At 69.9% G+C, this 16,994-nt stretch carries 17 protein-coding genes; 13 read left to right on the forward strand and 4 right to left on the reverse strand.

Going from position 1 to position 16,994, the window contains the following annotated elements; translation table 11 throughout:
- Positions 1–25: 25 nt before the first annotated feature.
- Positions 26–544, forward strand: a complete 519-nt coding sequence (locus tag ACEXQC_RS17905; protein WP_374825476.1) for a CGNR zinc finger domain-containing protein — start codon at positions 26–28, stop codon at positions 542–544.
- Positions 545–687: 143 nt separating this feature from the next.
- Positions 688–1,410 carry an Abi family protein gene (locus ACEXQC_RS17910; protein WP_374825478.1) on the forward strand — a complete coding sequence of 241 codons (723 nt, stop codon included), beginning with the start codon at positions 688–690 and terminating at the stop codon, positions 1,408–1,410.
- 19 nt (positions 1,411–1,429) lie between these two features.
- On the opposite strand, the gene ACEXQC_RS17915 is transcribed toward ACEXQC_RS17910, so the two are convergent.
- From ACEXQC_RS17915 to ACEXQC_RS17925, 3 genes are read right to left on the reverse strand one after another with little or no spacing between them, the layout of a single operon-like run.
- On the reverse strand, positions 1,430–2,140 hold the full coding sequence (locus tag ACEXQC_RS17915) for an MBL fold metallo-hydrolase (RefSeq protein WP_374825480.1): 711 nt from the start codon (positions 2,138–2,140) through the stop codon (positions 1,430–1,432).
- A 13-nt stretch (positions 2,141–2,153) separates the two neighbouring features.
- Positions 2,154–2,450: a rhodanese-like domain-containing protein gene (locus tag ACEXQC_RS17920; RefSeq protein ID WP_374825482.1), complete on the reverse strand. Its 297-nt coding sequence runs from the start codon at positions 2,448–2,450 to the stop codon at positions 2,154–2,156.
- Positions 2,451–2,475: 25 nt separating this feature from the next.
- Positions 2,476–3,996: a SulP family inorganic anion transporter gene (locus ACEXQC_RS17925; protein WP_374825484.1), complete on the reverse strand. Its 1,521-nt coding sequence runs from the start codon at positions 3,994–3,996 to the stop codon at positions 2,476–2,478.
- A 103-nt stretch (positions 3,997–4,099) separates the two neighbouring features.
- Here ACEXQC_RS17925 and ACEXQC_RS17930 point away from each other — a divergent pair, with 103 nt between their 5' ends.
- The 11 genes from ACEXQC_RS17930 (at position 4,100) to ACEXQC_RS17980 (ending at position 16,774) form a co-directional block, all read left to right on the forward strand.
- Positions 4,100–4,477, forward strand: coding sequence for a helix-turn-helix domain-containing protein (locus ACEXQC_RS17930; RefSeq protein WP_374825486.1), 378 nt, complete (start codon positions 4,100–4,102; stop codon positions 4,475–4,477).
- A gap of 58 nt (positions 4,478–4,535) precedes the next feature.
- Positions 4,536–5,702, forward strand: a complete 1,167-nt coding sequence (locus ACEXQC_RS17935; protein ID WP_374825488.1) for a hypothetical protein — start codon at positions 4,536–4,538, stop codon at positions 5,700–5,702.
- Between the two features lie 445 nt (positions 5,703–6,147).
- Positions 6,148–7,323 carry a sugar ABC transporter substrate-binding protein gene (locus ACEXQC_RS17940; RefSeq protein ID WP_374825490.1) on the forward strand — a complete coding sequence of 392 codons (1,176 nt, stop codon included), beginning with the start codon at positions 6,148–6,150 and terminating at the stop codon, positions 7,321–7,323.
- Complete coding sequence (locus tag ACEXQC_RS17945; RefSeq protein ID WP_374825492.1) at positions 7,320–8,957, forward strand: sugar ABC transporter ATP-binding protein; 1,638 nt, start codon at positions 7,320–7,322, stop codon at positions 8,955–8,957. Before ACEXQC_RS17940 ends, ACEXQC_RS17945 begins: the two co-directional genes overlap by 4 nt.
- Positions 8,957–10,021 carry an ABC transporter permease gene (locus ACEXQC_RS17950; protein WP_374825494.1) on the forward strand — a complete coding sequence of 355 codons (1,065 nt, stop codon included), beginning with the start codon at positions 8,957–8,959 and terminating at the stop codon, positions 10,019–10,021. Before ACEXQC_RS17945 ends, ACEXQC_RS17950 begins: the two co-directional genes overlap by 1 nt.
- 59 nt (positions 10,022–10,080) lie before the next feature.
- Positions 10,081–11,160 carry a pyrimidine utilization protein A gene (gene rutA, locus ACEXQC_RS17955; protein WP_374825496.1) on the forward strand — a complete coding sequence of 360 codons (1,080 nt, stop codon included), beginning with the start codon at positions 10,081–10,083 and terminating at the stop codon, positions 11,158–11,160.
- On the forward strand, positions 11,157–12,059 hold the full coding sequence (locus tag ACEXQC_RS17960) for a carbon-nitrogen hydrolase family protein (RefSeq protein WP_374825498.1): 903 nt from the start codon (positions 11,157–11,159) through the stop codon (positions 12,057–12,059). The genes rutA and ACEXQC_RS17960 overlap by 4 nt, the downstream gene beginning before the upstream one ends.
- Positions 12,056–13,756 carry an amidase gene (locus ACEXQC_RS17965; protein ID WP_374825500.1) on the forward strand — a complete coding sequence of 567 codons (1,701 nt, stop codon included), beginning with the start codon at positions 12,056–12,058 and terminating at the stop codon, positions 13,754–13,756. Before ACEXQC_RS17960 ends, ACEXQC_RS17965 begins: the two co-directional genes overlap by 4 nt.
- Positions 13,680–15,224 (forward strand): MFS transporter, encoded by a 1,545-nt coding sequence (locus tag ACEXQC_RS17970; protein ID WP_374825502.1) that lies wholly within the window; start codon positions 13,680–13,682, stop codon positions 15,222–15,224. The genes ACEXQC_RS17965 and ACEXQC_RS17970 overlap by 77 nt, the downstream gene beginning before the upstream one ends.
- A 55-nt stretch (positions 15,225–15,279) precedes the next feature.
- Positions 15,280–15,906, forward strand: coding sequence for an isochorismatase family protein (locus ACEXQC_RS17975; protein WP_374825504.1), 627 nt, complete (start codon positions 15,280–15,282; stop codon positions 15,904–15,906).
- A 70-nt stretch (positions 15,907–15,976) separates the two neighbouring features.
- Positions 15,977–16,774: a GntR family transcriptional regulator gene (locus tag ACEXQC_RS17980; protein WP_374825506.1), complete on the forward strand. Its 798-nt coding sequence runs from the start codon at positions 15,977–15,979 to the stop codon at positions 16,772–16,774.
- Here ACEXQC_RS17980 and ACEXQC_RS17985 read toward each other — a convergent pair.
- A complete protein-coding gene (locus tag ACEXQC_RS17985; RefSeq protein ID WP_374825508.1) occupies positions 16,771–16,950 on the reverse strand; it encodes a hypothetical protein in 180 nt (59 codons plus the stop codon). The genes ACEXQC_RS17980 and ACEXQC_RS17985 overlap by 4 nt on opposite strands.
- Positions 16,951–16,994 lie beyond the last annotated feature (44 nt).

Below are 16,994 nucleotides of genomic sequence, written 5' to 3' on the forward strand. Positions count from 1 at the left end.
GATCTCAGCGTGCTGTAATGGCCTTATGCAACTCAACCCTTACGGAGAGTACGCGGTCCTCATGGCCGCGTCGCTCGTCGACGACTGGCCGGCCGACCGGGCGGGGATCGTGGAGCGCACCAGGGAGTTCGGGATGACGATGGCGTTCCCGGTCGACGCGGCCGACCACGCGGGTGTGCGGTCGGTGCTGGATGAGTGGCTGCGTGTGGTGGATGCCCCCGACGACGCGCAACGCGCCGTGCTGCTGAACGCGCAGATGGCGGCGGTGGCGGCGCATCCGCGACTCACCGACCACGACGGCGAGGGCTGGCACCTGCACTACCGCGACCCCGAGCAGGGGCTGCCGCACGTGCTGGCCGCGGTGATCAGCGTGGGCACGGCCCTGCACCTCACCACGCGCGGCATGCACCGCCTGCACCGCTGCGCCGCAGACCCGTGCACGCACGTGGTGGTCGACGTCTCCCGCAACGGCACCCAGCGCTACTGCTCGGTGCGCTGCGCCAACCGAGCAGCAGTCCGCCGCCACAGAGCCCGCCACCCCTGAACCCGCCACCCCGAGCCCTGGTAACCGGCGTGAAAGCGATCCATCGCCGGAAACAGAATTCCCCCCACGGAAAGTGAGGGGAATTCGAGAGAATCACGCCGGTCCAAGCCCAGCGCTCGTGACTCAACGATACGCTTCCTGCCATGGTGGAGCAAGACGCGCTGGAGACGCTGCTCAGCCCGGCGCGAATGGCTGCGTATCGAGCTGCCGCCGGTGGGCGAAGCGACCGGGCCGCGGATCTGTACTTGTGGGCCACGGAGCTGGCGGGTGCATTTCACGCGCAGATCTCGTTCGTGGAGCTGGCGGTGCGTAACGCCCTCGACCCGCAGCTCGGTGCCTGGAACGCGAACCGAGGTGGTCGGCGCGAGTGGACGGACCCGGGAGCGGCCGAGGGTGAGCTCTACCATCTTCTGGGGCGGGACATCAGGGAGGCGAGACGGAGGGCAGAGCGGGAGTCTGCGATCCGAGCCCGTCATCACCCTCGGCAGGGCCACCCGGTGAACCATGATGATCTGGTGGCGCAGCTGATGTTCGGAAGCTGGGTGAAGCTGCTGCGGCCGATGTCGAACGCGGAGTCGTCAGTGAGGCAGCAGAGCCTCTGGCGGGAGGGGCTACACCTGGCGTTCCCCGGTTCGGACTCCGGTGAATCCGGGCGCATCGCCGTGGGGAGTCAACTCGACACCCTGCGGTATCTGCGCAACCGGGTGGCCCACCATGACAATCTTCTGACGGTCGCCGTGTCCAACCGTCTCGAGGCGATCTTGTCCGTCCTCTCGAAGATCGACGCGAGCTACCCCGCGATCGTGATGGCTCGAAGCGCTCTGCGACGGCTGGCCAGGGAGGATCCCCGCAAGGCGTGGACCTAGGCCTCGAGGTGCCGTGAGGTCAGGCGGCGGCGCGGGTTGCTGCTACTGCGGAGGCGATGCCGCCGGGGTAGGGGGCTCCATGGCCCGGGAGCACCCAGGTGGCGTTCGTGGGGAGGAGGGCGTCGAGGGAGGCGAGGGCCTCGGCGGGCTCGTCGGTGAAGGGGGCGGGGGCCGGGCCCGTGGCGCCCGTGAGCACGTGGCGGGTGGTGAGACCGTCGCCCACGAAGACCGCGTCGACGAGTGGCACGAACACCGCGATGCTGCCCGGCGAGTGGCCGGGGAGGCCGATGATCTGCGGGGCGCCCGGCAGGTCGAGGGTCTGGCCGTCGTGCACCTCCACCACCTCGGTCAGCCACTGGGTGCGCATGCCGCCCTTGCGCAGCGCGTAGGCGGTGAAGCCCAGCACAGCCCCCGGCTTCATGGGCTGCTTCGCGTTGGCCGGCTTGGGGCCGCCTTTCGCGCGAGCCGTATCGGCGGCATGGATCTGCACGGGCACGCCGTGCTCGCGGCGGAGTCGCTCCGCGAAGCCCACGTGGTCGCTGTCGCCGTGGGTGAGGATGACGCCGCGGATGTCGGCGAGGGAGCGACCAGCCGCGTCGAGCTCGGCCACGAGGTCGCGCCAGTGGCCGGGGAGGCCCGCGTCGATGACCGTCACGCCCTCCGGGGTGATGACGAGGTAGGCGGCCACGATGTCGTTGCCGATGCGGTGGAGCGACTCTGCGACCTTCATGATGGGGAGGGGGTCAGCGGTCGACGGGGAGGGCGGCCGAGACCCAGGCCGAGGTGCCGCCCGTCACGTTCACCGCGTCGATGCCTCGAGAGGCGAGCGCCTCGGTGGCCTGGGCGCTGCGGCCGCCCAGCTGGCAGATGACGTGCACGGGGCCCGACGTCGGCACCTCGTCGAGACGCTGAGCGAGCTGCGAGAGGGGGATGTTGACGGCCGACGGCGCGTGCCCCGACGCGAACTCGTCGGGCTCGCGCACGTCGATGACGACGGGCGAGGGCAGTGCGGCCAGCTCCTGGACGGTGATGCTCTTCATGGCCTCGACGATACCCCGGCAGGTGTCAGTGCCCCGCGCCGAGCCTGCCGGCGAGGCGGCCGCGGAACTTCGTGCTCGCCTCGTTGAGGCCCTCGAAGACCACGTGCTTGCCGTGGCTCTCGTACTTCGTCGAGATCGCGTCGAGGGCGGCCACCGTGGAGGCGTCCCAGATGTGGCTCGTCGACATGTCGATGACCACACGATCCGGATCCTCGGCGTACTCGAACTGGGTGGTGAGGTCGTTCGACGAGGCGAAGAACAGCTCCCCGTCGACCGTGTAGTAGGCGGTGGGCACGGGCTCGTCGAGCCGCACCTCGCGCGTGACGGTGGCGAAGTGCGCCACGCGACGCGCGAAGATCACCATCGCCACGATCACTCCCACGATCACGCCGATCGCGAGGTTGTGGGTGAGCACCACCACGACCACCGTCACGACCATCACGGCGGTCTCGCCGATCGGCATCGACCTGAGCGTCGACGGCCTGATGGAGTGCCAGTCGAAGGTGCCGACCGACACCATGATCATCACGGCCACGAGCGCGGCCATCGGGATGATCGACACGATGTCGCCGAGCCCCACCACGAGGATGAGCAGGAACACGCCGGCGAGGAACGTCGAGATGCGGGTGCGGGCGCCCGAGGCCTTGACGTTGATCATGGTCTGCCCGATCATCGCGCATCCGCCCATGCCCCCGAAGAAGCCCGAGAGCACGTTGGCTACGCCCTGCCCCCACGTCTCACGCGTCTTGCGGGAGTGCGTGTCGGTGATCTCGTCGACGAGCTTGGCGGTCATGAGCGATTCGAGGATGCCGACCACGGCCATCGCGGCGGCGAACGGCGCGATGATCGTGAAGGTCTCCCACGTGAACGGCACATCCGGGAGGAACAGCGACGGCAGGCTGCGCGGCAGCTCGCCCTGGTCGCCCACGGTGGGCACGGCGAAGGCGAACACCACGCACGCGGTGGTGAGCAGCACGATCGCCACGAGCGGCGCGGGCACCACCTTCGTGATCCTCGGCATGAGCACGAGGATGAGGATGCCCACCGCCACGAGCGGATAGACGAGCCACGAGACCCCGAGCAGCTGCGGCAGCTGGGCGATGAAGATGAGGATGGCGAGCGAGTTCACGAACCCGACCATCACGCTGCGCGGGATGAACCGCATGAGCTTGGCGACTCCCAGCACCGCGAACAGCACCTGGAAGACGCCGGCGAGGATGACGGTGGCGATGAAGTAGTCCATGCCGTAGTCGCGCGCCACGGGGGCGATGACGAGGGCGACGGCGCCGGTGGCGGCCGTGATCATGGCGGGCCGACCGCCGAGGAAGGCGATGGTGACCGCCATCACGAACGACGAGAAGAGGCCGACCTGCGGGTCGACGCCCGCGATGATCGAGAACGAGATGGCCTCGGGGATGAGCGCGAGCGCCACGACGAGGCCGGCGAGCACCTCGCGGGTGAGGATGCGCGGGTTCCTGAGCGCGGTGAGCACGGAGGGATTCGGCCGGTAGCGGTCGGGGGAGTCCGTCTTCTGGACGATGGGCATGGCTGTCTCCTGGAGAATGGGGAGGGGATGTGCTCTCACTGGACGCTCAGCGGCAGATGCAACCCTACCCTGACGTAAGGGTTGATTCGACAGGAGGGGTGCCATGGAGCCCGAGACCACCGCCACGATGATGCACATCGGCGAGCTGGCCGAGCGCACCGAGCTCTCCCTGCGCACCATCCGCCACTACGACGAGATCGGCCTGCTCAAGCCCTCCGGCCGCACCGAGGGCGGCTTCCGGCTCTACACCGAGGGTGACTTCTCGCGGCTCATGCTCATCCGTCGCATGAAGCCGCTCGGGTTCCCGCTCGAGGAGATGAGCGAGCTGCTGCGCATCATCGACACCCTCGAGCAGGGCGACGATCCGGCCCTCCGCGCGCAGCTCGACGACTTCATCGAGCGCGCCGTGTCTCAGCGCGAGAAGCTGCAGCGGCAGCTCGACATGGCCGACGAGTTCGTCGACCTCCTGCGTCACCGCTGAGACGGTGGAAGGGGGGATGGTGTCGGTGGGTGGCTCGGAGGGCGGGCGGCGGAGGTCTGTGAAGCGCGCGCTCGGCACAGCGGCCGCGGTGGTGGGGCTCCTCGTGGCGCTGGTCGTCGCGTACTGGGGGTGGGGCTTCGTGGCCGAGCAGCGCACCGACTCCGCCTACTCGGTGCTCGATGCCCGCATGGGGTCGCTGCGCGAGGCGCAGGGCGCTCTCGTCGAGCAGTGGGGCACCACGCAGAGACAAGCGGATCGTGTGCGCACGGTGGTGTCGTCGGCTCCCTTCGCGGGTGACACGGATGCCTCGGCCGAAGCCCTCCGCTCGGCCCTCGGCAGCCTCGACCTCACGCTCACCGCCGCGCGCACGCAGGCGGACGCCGCCACCTCCGCGTGGCCCGACGGCGATGAGGACGGCGGAGCCCAGGCCGTCGAGAAGCCGCCCCTCGTGGTGCCCTGGGAGCAGATGGCCGAAGCCGAGGAGGTGGAGGCCGCCGCAGACCGCGCCAACCTCACCGCCAACGAGCTGCTGGCCGCGGCCGTCGACACCTCGAGCTCCGAGCAGTCGCTCAGCGAGGCGGAGGTCGCCTACTTCGCCTCCCTCTCGACGCGGGCACGGGCCGAGGCGGAGGCCAGCACGCTCGCGACCAAGAAGAGCAGGGTCGACCTGGGCCTGCTGCTCGATCAGGCGGCGGATCCCTCCCAGTCGGGATCGTGGACGAGCGCGTTCATCGACACGCTCGAGGCCGCCAGGCAGGGTGTCCGGGAATCGCAGGCGCTCGAGGCGGCCGAGCTCGCCGACCCCGCGCTCGAGACCAGGCGCGAGATCGAGGCCTACGCGCGGTCGCTGAGCGCCGGCGTGGTGCTCGACTTCGTGTGGGCGCCGGAGGTGAGCGGGCTCGGCGACGGCTGGCTCTCGGGCACGGCCGAGACCTACAGCGGCGACGGCGGGTGGTCGATCATCACCCTCAACTACACCGTGGAGGAGGCCTGGGAGGCCGGCGACGACAACGCGAGGGCCATCGTGGCGCACGAGGTGGGGCACACCCAGTTCATCCGCGAGGTGTGCGAGCCGCTCTTCACGGGGCCCGTGTTCAACTCGGATCACGAGACGTGGGCGACGGCGTTCTCCATCGGCCTCGGCTTCGACATCCCCGGCTCGGGCATCGAGGCCTACGGCCGCCCCACCGACGAGCAGGTGGCCACAGCCGCCCAGTGCCGCTGACGGCCGAGGAGTCGGTGAGGCTGTTGCACCCCTGAACGGCGCACCGCAGGGCGATTCATGTTTCAGGAAAGTGCATCGGCCTGAGTCGTGCGTGTTTCGCCACATCCAGCCGCCCTCGCTTTCGGGGGCTGCACGATGGGTGATCCCCGTGATCTCGAGGTTCCGCACGCCTTCCTGGCAGCTCCAGAGGCGCGCTCGGCCCCGGAATCGGGTGGCGGAAGCCCGCTGAGGGTGGCTTAATCCCAGCGAAATAGAAGCGTTTCACGACGTTTACCACGGAGTGGGATTCGGCCGGTGGGCAGCGGCTACATTCGCTTCAGAGCAGAGGAGCCGGCCTCGATCTCTCGGAGGCCGCCGACCTGCTCACCCCCGCACAGCGCCATTCTCGCGCCCCGGCGACCCGCCGTGGGCCGACTTCCGTGATCCCTTGCGCCAAGGAGCATCCATGCCATCTCTCACGTCCCTCCGCCGATCGGGTGTCCTCGCCCTCGCCCTCGCCCTCGCCGGCACTGCCCTCCTCGCTGGTTGCGCGACCGACGCCGGAGCGGCCTCCTCCTCGTCGGGCGACGCCGCCGGCATCGCCCACGCCACCGCCCAGATCGAGGCCGCCAGCGTCGACCCCGAGTTCACCTTCGAGGCCGACCCCTTCGAGATGTCCGGCATCGCCGGAAAGACCATCTTCAACATCCCCAACTCCTCCGCCGTCGCCTACATCACCGCGGTCGACGCCGAGGGCGCGGCGATCGCCGAGAAGTACGGCGCGACGTGGGTCGAGTACACCAACCAGGGCACTCCCAACGAGCACACGGCGGGGATCGACCAGGCGATCAGCCAGGGAGCTGACGTCATCGTGCTCTCGCAGGGCATCAACGGCGAGCTGATCATCCCGGCTCTGGAGCGTGCGAAGGCCGCGGGGATCCCGGTGGTGATCAGCCATACCTACCAGAACGGCGACCCGATCCCGGATGCGCTGAGCGACCTCATCACGGCTCAGATCACCGCACCGTTCAACGAGTCCGGTGCCCTCAACGCCGACTGGGCCATCCAGGAGACCGAGGGCCAGGGCGACATCCTGATCATCACCTCGGCCGAGGTGCCGCCCTCCGACGGCATCGTCGAGGCCATGCAGAGCGAGTTCGACGAGCACTGCTCCGGCTGCACCGTGAAGGTCGTCAACGTGCCGGTCGCCGACTGGGCCACCAAGATCGCCTCCACCGTGCAGTCCGAGATCCAGGTGAACCCCGAGCTCGACTACGTGCTGCCCGTCTACGACTCGATGACCCTCTACGTGGAGGCCGGTGTCACGGCCGCGGGCAAGGTGGGATCGGTCTTCACCTCCTCGTTCAACGGCACCCCCGAGGTGATGCAGATCATGCAGGAGGGCGACGTGCTCACCATGGACATCGGCGAGAACGTGCAGTGGCTCGCCTGGGCCACCCTCGACCAGGTGGGGCGGGTGCTCACCGGTACCCCGATCATCGAGGACGGCAACGAGGAGACCCCGCTGAAGGTCTTCACCGACGAGAACGTCGACGAGGCCGGAGTGCCACCGGTGGCCGGCCAGGGCTACGGCGACGCCTACGTCGCAGGCTACGAGGCACTCTGGGGCCCCGCAGAATGAGTGCCACCCGGGAGGCATCGTCGCTCGCTTCCGCTGCGCTCGCGATGACGGGCACCTCGCCAGGCGCGGCACCGCTGCTGAGCATCCGTGATCTCACCAAGCGCTTCGGAGGCCTCACCGCCCTCGACGGCGTGGACCTCGAGATCCGGCCCGGCCAGGTGCACGCGCTGCTGGGCGAGAACGGCTCGGGCAAGTCGACCCTGATCAAGATCCTCTCCGGCACCTACGCGCCGGAGCCGGGGGCGACGATCCAGGTGCGCGGCCGGTCGGTGCCGGTGCCGGTTCCTCCCGGGTACTTCCGCCGCCTCGGCATCAGCTTCGTGCACCAGGACCTCGCCCTGGTGCCCGAGCTCAGTGTGACCGAGAACCTGCGGTTGGCGACCGTCGTCGCCGGCCGCGGGCCCTTCATCCGCTGGGGCCGGGAGCGCCGGGCCGCGGCGTCGGTGTTCGAGGAGTACGGGATCGCCATCGACCCGGCCGCCACCGTCGACTCGCTCACCGACGCGCAGAAGGCGCTCGTCGCCATCCTGCGCGCCGTCGCCGAACTCGGCGAGAGCCGTGCCCTGCTGGTGCTCGACGAGCCGACGGTGTTCCTCTCGAAGGAAGACGCCGACCTGCTCTTCCGGGTGGTGAAGGACCTCGTCCGCGACGGCGGCATGTCGGCCCTGCTCGTCTCGCACGACATGTCGGAGGTGCTCGAGCACGCCGACCGGGTGACCGTGCTCCGCGCCGGCAGGGTGCAGGCGCACCTCGACACGGAGGGGACCACGGCCGACGAACTGGTCTCGCTGATCGTGGGGCGTTCGCTCTCGGCCGACGCTCCGCGTGACACCCGCGCACGGCTCGGCGATCCCGTCGTCTCGGTGCGCGACCTGTGCGCCCGCGCCGTGGACGGACTGTCGTTCGACGTCGCCGACGGCGAGATCGTGGGGGTGACCGGGCTCGCGGGCTCGGGTGTCGAAGACGTGCTTCCCGGACTCTACGGAGCCGTGGCCGCGCGCGGCACCCTGACGGTGCACGGCGACGTCACGGCGCTCGCCACCGCGAGCCCGCGCTCGTCGATCGCCGGCCGGATCGTCTACGTGCCCGCCGACCGCAAGGTCAGCGGCGGCGTCGCCACGCTGAGTGTGGAGCAGAACGTGACCCTGCCGGTGCTGCAGGCGCTTCGCGGGATGCTCGGCATCTCGCCCGCGCGCGAGCGGGAGCGCGCCACCCGGTTGGCCGCCGACTACGACGTGCGCCCCGCCGATCCCGCCGCCCTGTTCGGCACCTTGAGCGGCGGCAACCAGCAGAAGGCGGTGCTGGCGAAGTGGATGCAGGACTCGCCCCGGCTGGTGCTGCTGCAGGAGCCGACCCAGGGCATCGACGTCGGCGCTCGCGCGGGCATCTTCGCGATGCTCCGGCGCACCGCGGCCCAGGGGGTCTCGATCGTCTGCGCCTCCACCGACTACGACCAGCTCGCCTCGGTCTGCGACCGGGTGATCGTGCTCGCCCACGGCCGTGTGCACGACGTGCTGGAGGGCGACCGTATCGACCGCGACGTGATCGCGTCGACGGTCGTCTCGAGTCTCGTCGCTCCCGCACCTGGTTCCCCCACTCACCGTCCATCCGCCACTGCCGAGGAGATCGACTGATGTCCACACTCGAATCCACCACCGATCGGGAATCCGCGGCCTCCACCCCTCCACACACGCCGCGTCGAGGACTGCCCCGCGTCTCCTGGGGCCACACCGAGCGCTTCGCACTGCTGGGCGCCTGGGTCGTCATCGTGGTCGTGTTCAGCATCCTGCTGCCGCAGAGCTACTTCACCCTGGGCAACCTGCAGAACATCTTCGGCTCGCAGTCGGTGCTGCTGATCCTCGCGCTCGGGCTTCTCTTCCCGCTCACCGCCGGCGAGTTCGACCTCTCGGGCGCATCGACCATGTCGCTGTCGGCGATGACGATCGCCGTGCTCAACGCCCAGCTCGACGTGCCTCTCATTCCCGCGATCCTCGCTGGTCTCGGTGTGGGAGTGCTGGTGGGAGTCGTCAACGGACTGCTCACGGTGGGCTTCCGGATCGACTCGTTCATCGTCACCCTGGGCACGTCCACGTTGATGATCGGCCTGATCCAGTGGATGAGCAACGCCTCCTCGGTGACCGGCATCGATCCGGCGCTGGTGCAGGCCACCGTGGGCTGGCGCGGGTTCCTCGGACTGCCGCTCGCCTTCGTCTACGGGCTGGTGGCCACCGTGATCGTGCTGATCATCCTCACCACCACTCCGGTCGGCCGGCGGCTGCTCTTCGTGGGCACCGGGCGCGCGGTGGCCGAACTCAGCGGGCTCAACGTGCGGCGGCTGCGCGTGGGTGCCTTCGTCGCGTCGGGTCTGACCGCCGCAGTGGCGGGGGCCGTCTACGCGGGCACGCTCGGCGGGGCCGATCCCTCCTCGGGTCAGTCGTTCCTGCTGCCGGCGTTCGCGGCCTGCTACCTCGGGGCCACCGCGATCGTGCCCGGCCGGTTCAACGCGATCGGCACCTTCATCGCCGTGTACTTCCTGTTCTCCGGGGTCGTCGGCCTGCAGATGCTCGGCGCGCAGAACTACGTGCAGCAGCTGTTCTACGGCGGAGCGCTGATCGTGGCGGTCGCAGTCTCGCAGACCATCCGGCGGCACGCCGTCAAGTCGGCCGCGAACGCCGCGGCGTCCAGGCCCGTGACCTGACCACCCGTCTCCCGACCACCTGACCACCCTCCCTCCATCCCCCTCGAAAGGACATCCCCATGGATATCGGCGTCTTCATCCCGATCGGCAGCAACGGCTGGCTCATCTCCACCACGTCTCCGCAGTACAAGCCCTCCTACGACCTCAACCTCGAGATCGTGCAGGCGGCCGAGAAGCACGGCTTCGACTTCGCTCTCTCGATGATCAAGCTGCACGGCTACGGCGGCCCGAGTGAGTTCTGGGACTACAACCTCGAGTCGTTCACACTCATGGCGGGGCTCGCGGCGCAGACCGAGCGCATCAAACTGTTCGCCACCACCGCGGTGCTCACCATCCCGCCGGCCATCGCCGCGCGCATGGCCGCCACCATCGACTCCATCTCGCACGGACGCTTCGGCCTCAACCTCGTGGCGGGCTGGCAGAAGGCCGAGTACGACCAGATGGGACTCTGGCCGGGCGACGAGGTGCACTTCGAGCGCCGCTACCGCTACCAGACCGAGTACATGCAGGTGATGAAGGAGCTGTGGGAGAACGGCGAGTCGAACTTCGACGGCGAGTACTTCACCATGAAGGACTGCCAGATGAAGCCGCAGCCCTCCTCGCACATCCCGATCGTGTCGGCCGGGCAATCCAGCGAAGGCATGGCGTTCGCGGCGCAGTACTCCGACTACAACTTCTCGATGGGTGTCGGCGTGAACACGCCGACCGCCTACGCGCCGCAGAACCAGGCCTTGATCGCGGCGGCCGAGAAGACCGGCCGCGATGTCGGCAGCTACGTGCTGTTCATGATCATCGCCGATGAGACCGACGAGGCCGCGGAGGCCAAGTGGAAGCTCTACAACGACGGTGTCGACCACGAGGCGATCGGCTGGATGACGGGCCAGGCGAAGACCGACGTCAACGCTGAAGAGGGCAACACCGCCTCGCGGATCTCGCTCCCCGAGGGCGCCGTGAACATGAACATGGGCACCCTCGTGGGCTCGTACGAGAACGTGGCGCGGATGCTCGACGAGGCCGGCGAGGTCGAGGGCACCAAGGGCGTGCTGCTGGTCTTCGACGACTTCGTCGAGGGTGTCGAGGCGTTCGGCACCCGCATCATGCCGCTGCTGGCCTCGCGCAACGTCGTCGTCGCGGCATGACGGCCCCGGTGCTCACTGTCGCCGTGGTGCAGGCGGGATCGATCCCCGTCGACCGCACCGAGGCGATCGATGGCCTGCTCGCAGTGTTCGAGCAGGCCGCAGGGCCGGACGTCGACCTCGTGGTGTTCCCCGAGCTGTGCACCACGCCGTACTTCTGCGGCGGCACGAACGACGCCTACAAGGCATGGGCGCAGACGATCCCCGGCCCCGACACCGATCGCTTCGCGGCGGTGGCGAAGCGGCTCGGCACGGGTGTGGTCTTCGGGCTCTACGAAGACGCGGGCGAGGAGCTCTACAACTCCGCCGTCATGATCGATGCCGACGGGCGGCTGGTGCAGGGCACCGGGATCGACGGCGAGGAGCGGTGGAGCTATCGCAAGACCTCCATTCCCAAGAACGAGCTGGTCGACGTCGACGAGAAGCACTTCTTCTCGCCCGGCACGGGGCCCGTGATGTTCGACGCCTTCGGCACCCGTTTCGGCATGCTCATCTGCTACGACCGTTCGTTCCCGGAGTACTGGCTGGCGTCGCGCGCGGCCGGTGCCGAGGTGATGATCGTGCTGGTCTCCTCCCTGGGCTTCCGCGAGACGCTCTTCACGCAGGAGCTGCAGGTGCGCGCCCTCGAGACGCAGACCTGGGTGATCGCGCCGAACCGTGGCGGGGTCGAGACGCTCGACGGCAAGACGGTGAGCTACTTCGGCCGCTCCTGCATCGTCGCGCCCGACGGAGCGCTGATCGACACGGCCGCACCGCACACCGCGGGCGACTCGATCACAGCGTCGATCGACATCGGCGAGGTGGCGATCGCCCGCGAGTCCTTCCCGCTCGGCTCGGACCGCACGCCCGGTGTGTTCCGCTACCTGGCGGAGGCGCACGCCCTCAGTGGGTCCGTGGCGTGAGTCACGAACCGTCCACCGTGCTCGCCACGATCGCGTCGCAACTCGACGACGCGCTCGTGGCGAGCCGGGCGCGGCCCCTGCCCGCGGCCCCCAGCGCTCTGCAGGCGGAGCCTCTGCATAGTGCGCACCTGTTCGCGCGGATGCTCGCGGAGACCGTCGCTGCAGAGGCTTCGGCTGCTCGGCTCGGTGCGGAGCCGCTGCCCTCCACGCGCCCCGTCGCGTCCGGCAGCGCCACCGCGTCCCACAGCGCCACCGCCGTGCGCATGCTCGGGGTCGACGAGCTGCTCGGCGCCTACGGCGCCCGTGATCTCACCCCCACCGCCGTGATCGCCGAGCTCGAGCCGCTGTGGAGTGCTCCTCGGCACTCGGACGCGGTGCTCCGCGTGATCGACGGCATCGCCACCGCCGCGGCCGAGAGCACCGCACGCTGGGCCGCCGGGACCGCCCGCCCGCTCGAGGGCATCCCGTTCGCGGTGAAGGACATCATCGATGTCGAGGGCACGATGGTCACCAGCGGCTCGCTGCAGACCGGCGACCGCATCGCGCCCACCGACGCCACCGTGGTCGCGCGACTGCGCGCGGCCGGCGCCATCCCGGTCTTCATGGCGGCGACCACCGAGTTCGCCTGCGGGGGCCCGGTCAACGCCCGCTATGGCTTCGTGCGCAATCCGTGGGACCCCGAGCGCTGGACCGGCGGCTCCTCCACAGGCTCGGGTTCGGCCCTGGCCGGGCGGATCGTGCCCCTCGCGCTCGGCACCGACACCGGAGGCTCCATCAGGGTGCCCGCCGCACTCTGCGGCACCACCGGCATCAAGCCCACTTACGGACTGGTGCCCCGCACCGGTGTCGCGAGCCTCTCGTGGACGATGGACCACGTCGGCCCGATGGCCCGGAGCGCCCGCGACCTCGTCGGCGCGCTCGCCGTGATGGCGGGTGCCGACGGCGTCGACCCCGCCACCCACGAGGTGGTGCCCTCGCTCGAAGCCGACCCCAGACGGGTGCGAGGGATGCGCATCGGTGTGCCGCGGGCCTGGTTCACCGAACGCTCGGACACCGCCGTGCTCGCCGCGTTCGAGGAGGCCCTCTCGACCTTCCGTGCTCTCGGCGCCGAGATCGTGGAGCTCGACTTCGACGCCCTCGGGCACGCGGGCAGCATCGCCGAGATCGACAGCGAGTGCTGGACGGTCTTCTACGGCGAGCTCGCGTCGAACCAGGAGGCGAACGCGGCCACCGCCGAGCTCTTCGACGCGGGCATGCGCGCTCGCGTCGAGGTGAGCGCCATCCCCTCCGCCGCCGATTACCTGCGCGCCCTCCGCCGCCGCCCGCTCGCTCAGGCCGCGGTGGTCGAGCGGATGGACGAGCACGGTGTGGAGCTGCTCATCACCCCGGGGGTGGGCGCCACGGCCCCGCGCTGGGACGACCTCACAATGCAGGTCGACGGCACCCCGTTCAACCTGCACGAGGTCATCCCGAGGAACACCAGGATCTTCGACTACCTGGGCTTCCCCGCGCTCATGATGCCGGCCGGTTTCGCGCCCGACGGCCTCCCGGTGGGGGTGCAGCTGATCGCCCGGCCGTGGCAGGACGCATCCTGCCTCTCGGCCGCCGTCGCGTTCCAGGATGCGACGACGTTCCACACCCGGGCACCTGCGGTGTCCTCGCGCGAGATCGCACAGGAAGGCTCATCGCATCACTAGCTCCACACCCGGCGGGGCCGATGCCCAGCGGCGCGCGTGGAAGATCCTCTTCACGTCGAGCCTCAGCGTCATCCTCGTCTTCATCAACTCCAGTGCGCTGCTGATCGCACTGCCGCAGCTCAGCCGCGACCTCGGCGCCACCGGCGCCCAATCGAGCTGGGTGCTGCTGGCCTACATGCTGAGCACGACGACCCTCATCCTGATCTTCGGCCGGATCGCCGACATCGTGGGCCGGCGGCGGCTCTACATCCTGGGCATAGCGGTGTTCCTGGTCGCCTCCCTCGCCTGCGGACTGGCGCCCACCGCAGGACTGCTCATCGTGGCGCGGCTGGTGCAGGGCGTTGGCGCCGCGGCGATCATCACCAACACGACAGCGCTGCTCACCGACGCGTTCCCCGAGCGCACCCTGAGCCTCGGCCTCGGCCTCAACGCGACCGTCGCCGCGGTGGGCCAGGTGGTGGGCCCCCTGGTGGGAGGTGTGGTCACCGAGACACTGGGCTGGCGCTGGATCTTCCTGGCCGGCATCCCGATCAGCCTCGCCGGGCTGCTCTGGTCGCTGCGGCTGATCCCGCGCCGCGAGCGCCCGCGGAGCAGGGAGCGGCTCGACGTGCTCGGCGGCGTGCTGTCGATCGGTGCGATCGGTGCGATGGTGGCGGCGGTCTCGTTCGGCGGTTCGCTCGGCTGGGGCTCTCCCGCCGTCATCGGCGCGGGGGCCGGCGCGATCGTGCTGAGTGTGCTCTTCGTCTGGAGCCAGCGGGTGGTCGCGCATCCGCTGGTCGACCCCGACATCTTCCGGGATCGCGCCACGATCACGCTCTACACCTCGGCGGCGCTCTGCGCGCTCAGCAGCTACGCGCTCGTGCTGCTCGCCTCGCTCTCGTTCCAGGCCGTGGAAGGGATGAGTGCGCTCGAGGCGGCGGTCGCCATCCTGCCCGCCCCGCTCGGTACGACCATCGCGGCGTCGGCGGCCGGACTGCTCGCTCGGCGGATCCGGGCCCGCACGCTGTCGACGATCGGCATGGCGCTGATCGGCTGCGGCGCGATCCTGCTCGCGTTCAGCCTCGGCAGCGCAGAGGCCTACCCCGCCTCGGCCGCCGGCCTCAGTGCGATGGGGGCAGGCACCGGCATCTTCATGACACCCTCGACCGCGGCACTGATGTCGCGTGTGCCGGAACGCAGGCGCGGGATCGCGAACGCAATCCGGTCGGCGCTGCAGAACGCCGGCTACCTGTTCAGCACCGCGATCGGTCTCGCCATCGCCACCAGCGGCCTCACCATCGCGCAGCAGGCCGCCGCCTACGACGGATCCCTGCTCGCGCTCTCCGCCGCCGACGTGCAGGCCTTCGTCGATGGAGTGCGCGCGGCCTCGCTCACCTTCGCGGGCCTCGCCTTCGCCGGTGCGGCGGTGATCGGGCTCGGTCCCCTCGGCGGGCCCACGCTCACTGTGCCCGAGCCCCGCTCCACCTGAGGCCACTTCACCCGAGGCCCATCCCACCCGATCCCCTTCGAACGGAGAACCGAGAATGACGACCGACACGACAGATGCCACCGACTACGCCGCGGCGGGCCTCGCCGGGCACCTCGAACCGGGCGGGAGCACCGCTCTTCTGATCGTCGATCCGGTCAAGGCCTACATCGATCCGGAGTGCCCGCTCTACGCGGGGGTGGAGGAGCCAGTGGAGCGCATGCGGGAGCTGCTCGCCGCGGCCAGAGCCGCCGGGGTGCACGTGGCCATCACCACCATGGCGCTCTCGGCCGACGGCTCCAACGCCGGGGTGTTCTACCGCAAGGTGCCGGCGCTCAAGGCGTATCTGCCGGGCAGCCCGGCCGGTGACTTCATCGACGGGCTCGCTCCCGAGCCCGAGGACACCCTCGTGCCCAAGCAGTATCCGAGCGCCTTCTTCGGCACCTCGCTCGCCGCCGGCCTGCACGCCAGAGGGGTCGACACGGTGATCATGGCCGGGCTCAGCACGAGCGGCTGCATCCGGGCGTCGGCGACGGATGCGATGCAGCACGGCTTCGTGCCGATCGTCGTTCGCGAGGCCGTTGGCGACCGGCTGCCGAGTGTGCACGAGGCCAACCTCTTCGACATCGCCGCGAAGATCGGTGAGGTCTGGCCGATGGCGCGGGTGACCGCACTGTGGCGCTGATTCCGTGCATCGGCACGCCGGGGCCTGGGGTGGCGAAGGGCAGGGGCGCCGCGTCGCTAGGCTCGACGGCATGACCGATCCGCCCTCGGCGATCCCGAACTGGACGGACCCCGTGGTGCCCGACGCCACACACCATCAGGTGGGGTTCTCGCGCCGTTCGGATGCCGCCCGCCAGGTCTCCGATCTCATCCGCGCCGACATCATCGCGGGCAGGTTCACCGGCCCGCTGCCCTACGAGTGGGAGCTCCTGGCGCTGTACGGCACCACCCGCAACGTGCTGCGCTCGGCGCTGTCACTGCTGCAGGGGCAGCGTGTGCTCACCCGGGCGCCGCGCTCGGGCACATTCGGGGTGAGGCCGGTGGCCTCGATCAGCCTCGCGCGCACCGCCAAGGAGGTCACGGTCTACGGCGACAGCCCGGGCGGGCGGCAGTTCGACTCGCCGCACCTGAGCCTGGTGCATCTCAGTGCGCTTCTCGTCGATGCCCCCGACACGGTGCGCCGCAACCTCCAGATGCACGGATCACGCGCCTACTTCGTCGAGACCCTGGTGTTGTTCGACGGTGCGCCCAGCCGGTTGCGCACCAGCTGGGTGGACGAGGAACGCCTGCCAGGGATGCTCGACCGGCCGCTCTCGGAGTTCGTGCCCGATCTGGTCTCCAGGGCGGTCGGCGTGCGCACAGAAGCGAGGCGGCTCCTGCTGAGCGCCGTCAACGCCGATCAGTGGGTCGCCGATCTGCTCGACATCTCGCCCGGAATGGCGATCATCCACGTCGAGCGGCTGACCTGCCTGCCCGATGGCACACCCGTGGAGTACGGATTCTCTCGCTACCGCGGCGACCTCGCGGTCATCGACACCCGCATCGACTAGCTCGGGTCGTCGGGCCGGAGGGTCGTGCCGACCAGGGCGAACGTGCCGAGGATGATCGCGGGCACCGCGAGCAGCCCCATGAGCGACCCCTGGGCGCTCCGCAGCACCGTGCAGGCCGCGTCGGTCGCCTCGCTCTCATCGGAGTACGAGCCGAGGGGCTCCTGGTCGTCGCTCACCCGGTCGTAGAGCGATCCGCCGAGCGCATCGCTCAGGGGCGCGC

The organism is Herbiconiux liukaitaii (assembly GCF_041927495.1).
GTDB lineage: Bacteria > Actinomycetota > Actinomycetes > Actinomycetales > Microbacteriaceae > Herbiconiux > Herbiconiux liukaitaii.